We start from the raw sequence: 13,189 nt of genomic DNA on the forward strand, positions 1-13,189 counted from the left end.
GGACGCTGCAAACACGTTGAAACTTGCTGGAAACTTGCAGTGGCATGACCATAGGGTTCGCTCGGACCCCCGTCAAGGGAGGTTGCACGCCCGTGACCTGCCGTTGGTCCCCCGCGCGAACGGCAGCGCCGGCCCCCGCTGACGGTTCGTCAACGGTGGACCGGCGCTCCCGGCGCGGCCGCGGCGGCCGCCGCGGCTCAGCCCAACTGCCGCTCGATCAGGTCACAGGCCCGGGCGGTGCCGCCTTCGGACGCCGCCCGCGCGCGCAGTTCGCGCGAGCGGGCCGCCACCGCCGGGTCGCCGACCAGCTCGGCCAGCGCCGCCCGCAGCGCCTGCGGGGTGGCGTCCGCCGTGTCGATCCGGCGGGCGACGCCGAGCTCGACCAGCCGGTCGGCGTTCATGAACTGCTCGGCGGCCTGCGGCACCGCGATCATCGGCACCCCGGCGAGCAGGCCCTCCCCGCAGCCGCCCATGCCGGCGTGCGTGACGAAGGCGTCGGCCTGCGCCAGCACCGCGCGCTGCGGCACCCAGGAGCGCACCTCGACGCCGGCCGGGACCTCCCCCAGCTCCGCCGGGTCGGTGTGCTTCCCGATCTGCAGCACCAGGTGCCAGCCGGGGAGGTCGCCGAAGGCGGCCAGGCAGTTGCGGTAGAACTCCGGCTGCCGGGTGAAGGCCGAGCCGAGCGAGACCAGCAGCACCTGCTCCGCCCCGGCGGGACGCCGCCAACTCCCCTGCTCGGCCCGCAGGTCGAAGCACGGGCCGACGAAGTCCACCGCCTTCCGGTCGACCCGGTCGGCGTGCGGCTGCATCGCCTCGGTGATCATCGCGACGGCCCGCTCGGGCCGCCCGGAGAACGCGTCGACGTCGAGCGTGGTGGCGCCGCTGCCCGCCAGCCACTCCGCGAACCGGGCGAAGTAGGCGTCGGCACCCGGCAGTTGCCGCAGCCGGCCGCCGATCTCGTCCTGGTAGCCGTCCCAGCCGACGATCGTCGGCGAGAGCTGCACGATCGGCCGCCGCTGCGCCTCGGCCAGCGCCCGGGCCGCGTACGCGCCGATGTCGTACAGGTAGAGGTCGGCGGGGTCGGCGTCGTAGTGCGCGCGCAGCCGGGGCAGCATGGCGATGGCGTCCTCCAGGAAGACCCGCATCGCGGCGATCGGGTCGTCCGGCCAGTCGTGGTCGGCGACCGGCAGGGTGGAGGGGCAGGGGACGAGCTCGGCGCCGGTGGGGGCGATCAGTTCGGCGGCCGAGGGGTCGTTGGCGTACGTCACCCGGTGGCCGCGGGCGACGAGTTCGCGGATCACCTCCAGGCTCGGGCGGACGTGGCTGACGGCCGGGATGCCGACCATGGCGATGTGGGCGCGACGGGGTACACGGGTCATGCGGAGAGCACCTGCTTCCGTTCTACGGGGGCGTGGACAACACACCGCACCGCCGGGGCACCGTCGTTCGGGCGCGCGCGGGCGGGCGGGACGCGTGGGCTCGGGGCACTGCCCCGGCCGCGTCAGCCGTAGATCTGCTGGAAGGAGGACATGCCGGGACCCTAACCCGGAACCGCCCGCCCCGCATCCGATTAACGGACGCCCCGCGGAACGCCCCGCAGAACGCCCCGCGGAACGCGGAAGGCTCCCGGGGGCCGGAAACCCCGGGAGCCTCAAGCGGATTGACCGGTCGTCAGACCGCGTCCGGCCCGCGCTCGCCGGTGCGGACCCGGACGATGCCGTCCACCGGCACCACCCACACCTTGCCGTCGCCGATCTTCCCGGTCCGGGCGGCGGCGACGATCGCGTCGGTGACCCGCTCGGCGTCCTCGTCCTCCACCACGACCTCGATCCGGACCTTCGGCACCAGGTCGATCCGGTACTCCGCGCCGCGGTACACCTCGGTGTGGCCGTGCTGCCGCCCGTAGCCGCTGGCCTCGGTGACGGTCAGGCCGTGCACGCCGAGCTCCTGCAGCGCGGTCTTGACCTCGTCCAGCTTGAACGGCTTGACGACGGCGGTGATCAGCTTCATACCGTGCGGGTCCTGTCGGAGGCGGGCGCACCGTGCGGGTGCACGCTGGTGGCGTGGGCGCTGGCGGAGCCGTGGCCCAGGACGCCGTGATCGTACGCGTTCTCGGCGTGCACGGCGAGGTCGAGGCCGGTCAGTTCGTGCTCGGGCTCGGCCCGGAAGCCGATCAGCCGGTCGATCGCCCGGCCGATGCCGTAGGTCGCGCCGAACGCGTAGCAGGCGACCGCCAGGACGGCGACCAGCTGCTTGCAGAGCTGGCCGGGGCCGCCGCCGTGCAGCAGTCCGGCGGGGCCGCCGGTCATCACCGAGGTGGCGAACAGGCCGATCAGCGCGGTGCCGAGGACGCCGGCCACGAAGTGCACGCCGACCACGTCGAGCGAGTCGTCGTAGCCGAAGCGGAACTTCCAGCTGACGGCGTAGCAGCAGACCAGTCCGGCGGCGAGGCCGATGACCAGCGCGCCGAACAGGTCGACGCTGCCGCAGGAGGGGGTGATGGCGACGAGTCCGGCGACCGCGCCGGAGGCGGCGCCGAGGGTGGTGGCGTGGCCGTCGCGCTTCTTCTCGACCAGCAGCCAGCCGAGCAGGCCCGCGCAGCCGGCCGCCTGGGTGTTGAGGACGGCGGCGGCGGCCAGGCCGTTGGCGCCCATCGCGGAGCCGCCGTTGAAGCCGAACCAGCCGAACCAGAGCAGGCCCGCGCCGAGCAGCACCAGCGGCAGGTTGTGCGGGCGCATCGCCTCCTTCTTGAAGCCGAGCCGCGGCCCGAGCAGCAGGGCGAGGGCGAGGCCGCTGGCGCCGCAGTTGACCTCGACGACGGTGCCGCCGGCGAAGTCGAGGGCGCCGAGGTGCTTGAGGATCCAGCCGTCGGGAGCGAACACCCAGTGCGCGACCGGCACGTAGACCAGCAGCGTCCAGACGGCGGTGAAGGCGACCCAGGAGCCGAACTTGGCGCGGTCGGCGATCGCGCCGGAGATCAGCGCGGCGGTGATGATCGCGAAGGTCAGCTGGAAGGTCGCGAACAGCAGGGTGGGGACGTCCCCGGTGAGGTCGTGCGGGGTGATCCCGGCCATCCCGAGGTGGTCGAGGGAGCCGATCAGGCCCCAGCCGGCGTCCTTGCCGAAGGCCAGCGAGTAGCCGGCCAGCAGCCAGACCACGGTGACCACGGCGATCGAGACGAAGCTCATCATGATCATGTTGAGCACGCTCTTGGTGCGCACCATGCCGCCGTAGAACAGCGCCAGGCCCGGGGTCATCAGCAGCACGAGCGCGGTGCAGGCCAGCAGCCAGGCGGTGTCGCCGCTGTCCAGGGTGGGTGGGGTGTCAGCGAGGAGCATGCGGGGAGTGTCGCCGGGCCGGATTTCGCGCCGCCGTCACGGGTGTTTCGACGGTGTTTCGTGTTGCCCGGGGGTTTCCGGAATCTCACCGCCCGGACGCCCCCGGACGCCCCTGGACGCACCCGCGCCGTTGCCCGGCGGCCGCGGGGCGGCTGCCGGGCAACGGCTGGTGAGGGTGGGTCAGCTGGTCTGGACGGCGGTGTCGTCGATCACGAAGGAGGTCTGCAGCGAGGCGTCCTCGACCGCGTTGAACTTCACCGTGACGCTCTGCCCGGCGTAGGCCGACAGGTCGACGCTCTTCTGGGTGTAGCCGGTGGCCGCGTTGACGTTGGAGTGGGTGGCGACCGTGGTGCCGTTGACGGTGACGGTGAGCTTGTCGTAGACGGTGCTGCCGGTCTCGGCGGTGTCGATGTGCAGCCAGTAGCTGAGGGTGGCCTTGCAGCCGGCCGGGATGGTGACGGTCTGCGAGAGGCTGTCGGTGTGGGCGGAGCCGTAGCCGTCCAGCCAGGCCTTCCAGGTGCCGCCGTGCGCGGCCTGGCCGGAGGAGTTGTCGACCACGCCGGCGGAGGCGGTCCAGGGGCTGGCGGTGCCGGTCTCGAAGCCGGGGTTGCCGAGCAGCTGGGCCGGGGTGCAGCCGGTGCCGCCGCCGCTGGTGACGGTCCAGGTGAAGGAGGCGGTGCCGGTCTTGTTGGCGGCGTCCTTGGCGGTGACGGTGACGTTGTAGGTGCCGGCGGCGGTGGCGGTGCCGCTGATCAGGCCGGTGGAGGCGTTGATCGACAGGCCGGTGGGCAGCCCGGTGGCGGTGTAGCCGAGCGGCGCGGTGCCGCCGCTGGCCTGGATCTGCAGGCTGGCGGCGCCGTTCAGCGCGGTCGACTGGTTGCCGGGGCTGGTGACGGTCGGGCCGCCGGTGCTGGGCAGCGAGCCGACGTTGACGGCGGCCCAGGCGGTCGCGGTCGCGTTGTACTCGGCGGAGCCGGCGCCGTACAGGTCGGTGGCGGCGGAGAGCGTGCCGGCCCGGGCGCTGGCGTAGTTGGTGGTGGAGGTCCAGTAGGTGGTCAGTGCCCGGTACCAGATGGCGGCGGCCTTGTCCCGGCCGATGCCGGTGACGGTGATGCTGTTGGCGGTGGGCGAGTTGTAGCTGACGCCGTTGATCACCTTGGCGCCGCTGCCCTCGGACAGCAGGTAGAAGAAGTGGTTGCCGACGCCGGAGGAGTAGTGGACGTCGAGGTTGCCGACGCCGCTGTACCAGGAGTCGGCGGAGGAGCCGTCCTTGGAGGGCTTGTCCAGGTAGCGCAGCGGCGTGCCGTTGCCGTTGATGTCGATCAGTTCGCCGATGAGGTAGTCCGGGTTGTCCTTCGGCAGGTTGGCGTAGAACTCGACCAGGGTGCCGAACACGTCGGAGGTGGACTCGTTGAGGCCGCCGGACTCGCCGGAGTAGTTCAGGCCGGCCGTGTTGGAGGTGACGCCGTGCGTCATCTCGTGGCCGGCGACGTCGAGTTCGGTCAGCGGGTGGGTGTTGCCCGAGCCGTCGCCGTAGGTCATGCAGAAGCAGCTGTCGTCCCAGAACGCGTTGACGTAGTTGCTGCCGTAGTGGACCCGGCTGTACGCGCCGACGCCGTCGTTGCGGATGCCGCTGCGGCCGAAGGTGTTCTTGTAGTAGTCCCAGGTCGCGGCGACGCCGTAGTGGGCGTCGACGGCCGCGGACTCCTTGTTGGAGACGGTGCCGTCGCCCCAGCTGTCGGTGGTCTTCGAGTACAGCGTGCCGGTGCCGCTGGTCCCGTTGTTCAGGTTGGTGGTGTACATGTTGCCGCGGGTCGGGTCCTTGAGCTGGTAGTTCGAGCCCGACTGCGAGGTGCCCAGGGTGACGCTGCCGACGAAGACGCCGTTGCCGGTGCCGGTCTGCACGCCCTCCCACTTCTGGATCACGGCGCCGCTGGTGGCGTCGGTGAGCACGTGCAGCTTGCTGGGGGTGCCGTCCTCCTGGGCGCCGGAGACGACGGTCTCCCAGGCCAGCCGCGGGTTGTTGTCGGCGGCCCAGACCACCAGCCGGGGCGCGGTCTCCAGGGCGGAGCCGGCCTGCGCGGCGAGCGCGGCGGCCTGGCCCTTGGCGGCGGCCAGCTTGGGCGTGGTGGAGAGGCCGTCCAGGGTGGCGGTGGAGGCCCGGTCGACGCCCTTGGTGGTGCCGTTGGCGGCCTGGTGGACGATCAGGTCGCCGCCGAGGACGGGGAGTCCGCCGTAGGTGCGCTCGTAGCGGAAGTGCTGGGTGCCGTCGGCGTCCTTGAACGCGTCCTTCGCGACCAGCTTCTCGGTCGCGCCGAGGCCCAGGCCCTGGGCGAACCCGGCAGCGCGGGTGTCCGCGGCGGAGATCAGCTGGGCGTGGCCGGCGGCGGCCTGCTCGGCGGCGACCTGGCCGCTCGGGGCGGGGGCGCCGGCCGGGGCGGCCTGGGCCAGCGTGGCGGGGATCGCGGTCACCAGCAGGGCGGTGGTGGCCGCGAGGGCGGCCATGCTCACGCGGGCATGCGTGCGGCGAGACATGCGGGACTCCTTTACCGACCGTCGCGGGGTCACGAGCGGTGGAGAGAATCTGGCCGCGGTTGCGGCGCAGCGGGGGCCCCTGCCGCCGGTTCGCGGCGCGGGGTGCGGTGCAGGGTGCGGTTGCGGTTGCGGTGCGCGTGCGCGGTGCGGGCACGTGGGGTACGCGCGTGCCGGGCTGCGGCCGCCGGGGTCCTGGGGAGGGCTGCTCCGGCGGGGGTCTGGCTGCCTGTCAGGTCCGCAGCCGGGGGAATCCTGGCAGCAAACACCATGCGAATGACAGATGCATGCCAGGGATTGACTGATTAATGACCGCGCCCGGGACCGCCCGTTGGCCACCCATGGTCCGGCAGGTGGGACGGATTCGGGAAGGTCCATGCCAAACATCGCGGCGCGGCGTCGGTTTTCGGCCACCACGGCCAGGGGCCCCACCCGGAGGTGAGGCCCCTGTTACCGCGCGGAAACCGTCAGTTCTGGACGAACACCGCCACCGTCCGGGCCGGCACCGTGAAGGTGCCGGTCGCCGGGTCGAAGGAGGCCCGCTTCACCACCGGGTCGGCGCCCTTCGCCTGCGTCCGGTGCAGCTCCTGCCGGCTGCCGCGCAGGCCCGCCACGGTCTGGGTCCGCTCGCTCGGGGTGGCGTTGAAGACCACCGTGAGGCCCTTCTCGGCGCCCTTCAGCCCGGTGCCGTCCAGGTGCATGGTGATCACGCCCGGGTCCTCCCCGGCGGTGCCGGACAGCGGGAAGGACAGCCGGCGCTGCACCTCCGCCGCGGTCGGCAGCGCGAACAGCGGCGAGGACTGCCGGATCGTCAGGAACTGCTGGTAGATCGCGGTGCTCGCGCCGGTCTCGTTGCAGCCCATCCGCAGCTTCGGGTCGGCCAGCAGCTGCTTGTCGCGGGCCCACATCGACCGGTTGTCGGCCGCCATCGGCAGGCCGCGGCCCCAGCCGTTGCCCTGCCCGCAGTCCCAGCCGATCGCGTTGAACCAGTCGCCGGAGTCGAAGGAGTTGGCGTCCAGCGACTTCGAGCGCAGCAGGTCGCTGCCGGCCTGGGCGAAGCCCGGGCCCTGGCTCAGCGCGGTCAGCGACAGGCCGAGCGCCTGCATCCGGGCCCGGTCGGCGGGCGCGGTGCCCTGCGGCAGCTTGAACGCCAGCGCGTCGTACAGGTCGGCGTTGTCGTGCGCGTCCAGGTACTCCACCGCCTCGCCCGGCTCGGCCGCGTAGCCGGTCGGCGAGCCGTTGTAGTCGACGCCGCCGCCGGTGACCGGCTTCCCGGCGCTGTCGGTGAACCGGTAAGCCGCCAGGTTGCCGGTCAAGCCGACCTTGACCTGGTCCATCTGGTGCAGCAGCCGGGCCTTCTGCTGCTCGGGGGTGCCGTTGGCGTCCGAGCCGTTCGGGTCGGTGAACAGGCCGGAGGCGAAGCCCTGCTGCGGCGCCGAGGACAGCTCGTAGTTGCCGCCGCGCCCGGCGTCCCGGATCCGGTCGTTGAAGGTCGCGATGCCGGTGCCCGCCATGTTGGCCTGGGTGGCCTGGACGAACCGGGCGTCGTTGGCGACCGTCCCGAAGTTCCAGCCCTCGCCGTACAGGAAGACGTCCTTGCCGCTGACGCCGTCCTTCTCCGGGGTGAGCGCGCGCAGTGCCGAACGCACGTCCAGCATGGTCGACTTCGGGTCCAGGCCCATCAGGTCGAACCGGAAGCCGTCCACCCGGTACTGCCTGGCCCAGGTCACCACCGAGTCGACGACCAGCTTGTTCATCATGGCGTGCTCGGGCGCGGTGTCGGCGCAGCAGGAGTCGGTGGTGACCTTCCCGCTGTCGCTGAGCCGCTGGTAGTAGCCGGGGACGACCTTGTCGAGCACCGACCTGTCGTCCTGCCCGGCGGCGGCGGTGTGGTTGTAGACCACGTCCAGCACCACCCGCAGGCCCGCCTCGTGCATCGCCTGCACCATCGCCCGGAACTGCTCGGTGCGCGCGGTGCCGTTCGGGTCGGTGGCGTACGAGCCCTCCGGGACGGTGTAGTGCAGCGGGTCGTAGCCCCAGTTGTACGCGTCGTCGGCCTGCACGGCCGCCACGCACTCCTGCTGCTCCTCGGAGTCGGCGGCCAGCGCGCCCAGGTCGCAGGCCGGGAGCTTCTGGTCGGCCCGGTTCTCCCGGATGGTGGCGATGTCGAAGGTCGGCAGCAGGTGGATGGTGGTCACCCCGGCCTTCGCCAGGTCCTTCAGGTGCTGCATGCCCGCCGACTTGGAACGGGTGAACGCCAGGTAGGTGCCCCGCTCGTCGGCCGGCACCGTGCTGTCGGCGGCCGAGAAGTCCCGGACGTGCAGCTCCTGGATCTGCTGCCTGACGGCCGGGATCGCCTCCGGACTGCGGTGCTGGTCCCAGCCCTTGGGCTTGGTCGCGGCCGAGGACAGGTCGGCGACCAGGCTGCGCTTCGAGTCGGTGGACAGCGCGGTCGAGTACGGGTCGGTGACCAAGTTGGTGACCGTCCGCTGGACGCTCGGCGCCCACACCTCCACCTGGTACAGGTAGTACTTGCCGTCCAGGTCCTTCGCGTCCCCGGTCAGCGACCAGACGCCGGACGCGTCGTCCCGCTTCAGCGGCACGGTCCTCGGGGTGCCACCGGTCGCCCGGTCGAACAGCTGCACCGCGACGTCGGTCGCGGTCGGCGCCCACAGCGACAGCGTCACCTTCCGCTTGTCGCCCTTGCGCTTGTCCTTGCCGTCACCCTCCGCGTACACCGGGCCGAGCTGCGCGGACGCCGCCTTCGCCGCGTACAGGTCGTCCAGCACGCCGGGCGTCTGCACGCCGGTCGCGGCCAGCGCGGCGCCGCTCGGCAGGTGCTCGGTGAACACCAGCTGGGCGCGCAGCGCGGCGGTGGTGCGGGCCGCGTCGCGCGGGTCGACGGTGAACGCCCGGTACCCGGCCAGGTGCGGGAACCTGGCCTTCTGGGCGTCGGTGAGGCCGACCGCCGGGTTGAGCCGGATCCAGTGGCCGGGCTTGGAGAGCACGCCCTTGTCGACGGTCAGCCCGCCCTCGGGGTCGTAGATCAGCTGGGCGCTGGTGCCGCCCTTCAACTGGGCGTCGGCCGCACCGTAGTTGGCGGGCACCACGACGGTCTTCGCGTCGATCCACTGGGCCTTGGCCGCGCCCAGGTCGAGCTGCGAGGAGGTGCCGGCGCTCTGCGGCAGCAGGTGGCCCTCCTTCCCGCCGACGATCCAGATCTCCCGGCCGGAGGTGGCGAAGTCCAGCGACTGGTCCTGCGGCAGGTCCTTGTCGCCGCCGTTGTGGATGATGTAGCTGAGGCTGGTCGCGCCCTCGGCCAGCGGCACCTCGAAGACCGCGCCGTACGCGTCCTGCCGGACGGGCATCAGCGGGTTGCCCCAGTCGGTCGGGGTGGCCGCGCCGGTCCAGTCGTGCAGGCCCCAGCCGGTGTAGTCGCCGTCGGCCCGCCGGTAGTGGATGACCGCCTTGCCCGCGGGCACCGGCTGCGCGGCGTCCGGGTTGGCGGTGCGGACGGTGGCGTCGCCCTCCTTGATCCACACCTCGCCGGTGGCGGAGACGTCGACGTGCCGGTCCTGGTCGACGTCCTTGGTGCCGTTCTTCTCCACCACGAACCCGACGTCGGACGCCCCGCCCTTCAGCTTCACGTACGCGAACGCGCCGTACGCGTCGCGTCCGACGAAGCCGTGCCCCTCCGGCCAGGTGGTCGCCTCGCCGTCGGCGAGGTCGCCCCAGGCGTAGAGGTTCCAGCCGTCGTAGTCCCCGTCCCGCCGCTGGTAGTGGACCACCGCGTACTCGCGGGTCACCGCGCTCGGCGCGGGCGCGGGCGGCTGCTGCCCGGTGGTGAACTGCCCGGTGCTGGAGGCGAGTCGGCCCGCCGAGTCCTCGACGACGGCCTTGAACCGGACGACCGTGCCGGGCGCGACCCCGTCCAGGTTCCGGGTGACCCGGTAGACCCCGTTGTCGGCGGTGCCCAGCGTCTGCCAGGCCCCGTCCCCGACCTGCGCGGCGAAGGTGACCCGGTTGAACCCGCCGCCGGGCACGCTCGCGCCCAGCGTCACCGTGCCGTACGAACCGTCGGCCGGCGCGCTCACGGTGACCGACGGGCCGGCGGCCGGCTTGGCGAGCTTGTGCCGCGCCTTCAGCACCAGCGAGGACATCGCCGGGACGGTGACCGTCACCCTGCCGTCCGCGCCGCTGGCGACCTTGCCGCCGAAGCCGTACAGGCCGTCGAAGTCCATGCCGGCGGAGAAGGTGTCCAGCGTGACGGTCTTCGGCTCGGCCGCGTTGTTGACCGCCGCCAGGTACTCGACCTGCTCCTTGGCGTCGATCCGGGAGAACGCGTACACGCCCGGCCCGTCCGCCGCGTACCGCTCGACCTGGGCGCCGTCGGCCAGCGCCGGGTGGTCCTTGCGCAGCTTCGCCAGGCCCGCGATGCCCCGGTAGAGCGCGCCGTCGGTGCCGTAGCGGTCCTTCGGGCCGGGCGTGCCGCCGATCACGGCGTCGCTGTTGTACGAGGGGGTCTTCGAGGCGAACATGTCCTGCCGGGCGTCCTTGTCGCCGCCCGCGCCGGTGAAGCCCTGCTCGTCGCCGTAGTAGACCACCGGCTGGCCGCGGGTGAGGAACTGCAGCTCGTTGGCGAGCCGGTCCTTGGCGAGCAGCGCCTCGTCCGAGGCCCCCGGGTTGTCGCCGCGCAGGAAGGAGCCGAACCGGCCCATGTCGTGGTTGCCGAGGAAGGTCGGCAGCTCGTAGGCGTCGGTGTCGGCGGTGGTGTACCGGTAGTCCTGCGCGTACAGCTCGCCGAGCGCCTTGGCCGAGCCGTTCTGCGAGACGTACGTGCGGGCCGCCTCCTGGAACGCGAAGTCCAGGGTGGCCTGCAGCTTGCCCCGGGTGACGTACGGGGAGGTGACCGCCGGGTCGCCGGAGTACACCTCGCCGAACATGAAGAACTTCTGGTTGCCCCGCTGGGCGGCGAACTGCTTCAGCGCGGGCGCCCACTGCTCCCAGAACGCCAGGTTGACGTGCTTGACGGTGTCGATCCGGAAGCCGTCGACGCCGGTCTCGGCCACCCACTGCTGGTAGATCTTCTCCATCCCCGCGACGACCTTCGGGTTCTGGGTGTCCAGGTCGTCCAGGCCGGAGAAGTCGCCCTCGGTGGCGGACTCGCCGACGAAGGTCGAGTTGCCCCGGTTGTGGTACAGCGACGGGTCGTTCAGCCAGGACGGCGTCTTGGCGGTGCTGCCCGCCCGGTCCCGGAACACCGGCGTGTAGGGGAAGGAGTCCTTGGTGGTCGACGGCCACTGCGCCCGGGCGTCGGCGACGGCGGTCTCGTCGACCGGGTTGCCGTCGGCGTCGAGGGTCGGGTAGGCGCCCGCGGAGCGGTAGTCGTAGGTCTGCTCCGCGTAGTCGATGACGTCGGCGGTGTGGTTGGTGATGACGTCGAAGAAGACCTTGATGCCGCGCTGGTGGGCCTTGTCGATCAGCTCCTTGAGCTGGGCGTTGGTGCCGAAGTGCGGGTCGACCTGGGTGAAGTCGGTGATCCAGTAGCCGTGGTAGCCGGCCGAGGCGTCCGCCCCGGCGCCCTGCACGGGCTGGTTCTTGAAGATCGGCGCCATCCAGATCGCGGTGGTGCCGAGGTCCTGGATGTAGTCCAGCTTGTCGATCAGGCCCTGGAGGTCGCCGCCGTGGTAGAAGCCCTTGTCGGCCGGGTCGAGGCCGTTGTCCAGCCGCCCGCCGGTGATGCCTCCGGTGTCGTTGCCGGTGCTGCCGTTGGCGAAGCGGTCCGGCAGCACGAAGTAGAACTGCTCGCGGGTCAGGTCGTGCCGGCCGGCGGTGGCCGCCAGCTCCCGGTCGGACGGCGGGGCGGCCGGCTTGGCGGGCGCGGCGGCGGCCAGCGGGGCGGCGCCCAGGGTGGCGGCGATCAGCGAGGCCGCGACCAGGACGGCGGCCCGTCCGGGGCGGCGGTACGGGGTGGTGCGGCGGTGCGGGGTGGTGCGGCGCTGGGGGCGGAACGGGGCGTCGGCCACGGCAGGGCTCTCCCTCGGGGGCGCTCGGGCAAGGGGTGGGTGGCGTGGAACCTAGCGCCCTGCAAGATGTTTCAGCAAGATGCGAAAGTGATTTCGGGCCCGAGTCGTACCGAGTCGTGACCTGAAACGCTCCCCCCGCCGCCGCCCGCGTCCGTACCCGCACCAGACCCCGGTTCGACCCCTGGTAACCCGCGCGCCACAATGGAGCGCATGCGCCTCGAAAACCGACCGACCCCTACCCCCGTAGGGGGACAGTCGGTGAAGAATCCCCGACCAGAGGATGAGCAAGCGGCCACACCTCGTCTGGCAGACTTCTCGTCCATGGGGGAACCGACCGAGAAGAAGCCAGCCGGCGCCGAACACGCCGACCGGGCCACGCACGACGGTTCCGGCCCGGGCACGGAGCACACCCCCCGCACGCCCGCCGGAGCCACCCGCGTCGCCCAGTCGCCCGCCGCCGCGGTCCGCAGCCGGGTGCGCGAGCAGCGCCGCACGCCGCGCCGCCCGCACCTGCTCTTCGAACTCGCCCTGATAGGGATCAGCTACTGGCTGTACTCGCTGGTCCGCAACGCCGTCCCGGAACAGGCCGCGATCGCGCAGAAGCACGCCACCTGGGTCTGGGACCTGGAGCACGCCCTCGGCATCGCCGTCGAGCGCTCGATCAACCACGGCGTCAACTCGGTCACCTGGCTGATCGTCGGGATGAACTACTACTACGCCACCCTGCACTTCATCGTCACCATCGGCGTGCTGGTCTGGCTCTACCGCTCCCACCCCGGCCGCTACGCCGCCTCCCGGACGGTCCTGTTCGTCACCACCGGCATCGCCCTGGTCGGCTTCTACTGCTTCCCGCTGGCCCCGCCCCGGCTGATGACCGGCGGCGGCTTCGTCGACACCGTCACCCTGCACCAGACCTGGGGCTCGCTCGCCTCCGGCGCCGGGGCGCACGTCTCCAACCAGTACGCCGCGATGCCCTCGATGCACATCGGCTGGTCCACCTGGTGCGGCCTGACGATCTTCTTCCTGGCCCGCCGCACCTGGGTCCGGCTGCTCGGCCTGGCCTACCCGGTGGTCACCCTCAGCGTGATCGTCTCCACCGCCAACCACTTCTGGCTGGACGCGGTCGGCGGCCTGATCTGCCTCGCCGTCGGCTTCCTGGCCGCCCGGCTGATCTACCACACCTGGGCCTTCCGCCTCCCCCGCACGCCGGGCGAGCGCGTCGAGCCGGAGCTCACCGTCCCGACCCAGTGGGACACCAGGGTCGACGCGTAGCACGGCACCGCCTCCCCGGGA

Annotated in this window: 6 protein-coding genes; 1 reads left to right on the forward strand and 5 read right to left on the reverse strand. The window is 72.2% G+C overall.

Going from position 1 to position 13,189, the window contains the following annotated elements; all coding sequences use genetic code 11:
- Positions 1–197 precede the first annotated feature (197 nt).
- From KSE_RS11445 to pulA, 5 genes are all read right to left on the reverse strand, one after another.
- The gene (locus KSE_RS11445) at positions 198–1,379 is read right to left on the reverse strand and encodes a macrolide family glycosyltransferase (RefSeq protein WP_014135466.1); all 1,182 of its coding nucleotides are present in this window, start codon (positions 1,377–1,379) and stop codon (positions 198–200) included.
- Positions 1,380–1,671: 292 nt separating this feature from the next.
- Positions 1,672–2,010, reverse strand: a complete 339-nt coding sequence (locus KSE_RS11450; protein WP_014135467.1) for a P-II family nitrogen regulator — start codon at positions 2,008–2,010, stop codon at positions 1,672–1,674.
- Positions 2,007–3,338, reverse strand: a complete 1,332-nt coding sequence (locus tag KSE_RS11455; RefSeq protein ID WP_014135468.1) for an ammonium transporter — start codon at positions 3,336–3,338, stop codon at positions 2,007–2,009. Before KSE_RS11455 ends, KSE_RS11450 begins: the two co-directional genes overlap by 4 nt.
- Before the next feature lie 180 nt (positions 3,339–3,518).
- Entirely contained in the window at positions 3,519–5,873 is a 2,355-nt protein-coding gene (locus tag KSE_RS11460) for a M4 family metallopeptidase (RefSeq protein ID WP_014135469.1), read from the reverse strand.
- Positions 5,874–6,337: 464 nt separating this feature from the next.
- Positions 6,338–11,896, reverse strand: a complete 5,559-nt coding sequence (pulA, locus tag KSE_RS11465; RefSeq protein WP_014135470.1) for a pullulanase-type alpha-1,6-glucosidase — start codon at positions 11,894–11,896, stop codon at positions 6,338–6,340.
- 321 nt (positions 11,897–12,217) lie between these two features.
- Here pulA and KSE_RS11470 point away from each other — a divergent pair, with 321 nt between their 5' ends.
- Complete coding sequence (locus KSE_RS11470; protein WP_014135471.1) at positions 12,218–13,168, forward strand: phosphatase PAP2 family protein; 951 nt, start codon at positions 12,218–12,220, stop codon at positions 13,166–13,168.
- The last annotated feature ends 21 nt before the right edge of the window (positions 13,169–13,189 follow it).

The sequence above is a fragment of the Kitasatospora setae KM-6054 genome (genome assembly GCF_000269985.1).
GTDB classification, from domain to species: Bacteria; Actinomycetota; Actinomycetes; order Streptomycetales; family Streptomycetaceae; genus Kitasatospora; species Kitasatospora setae.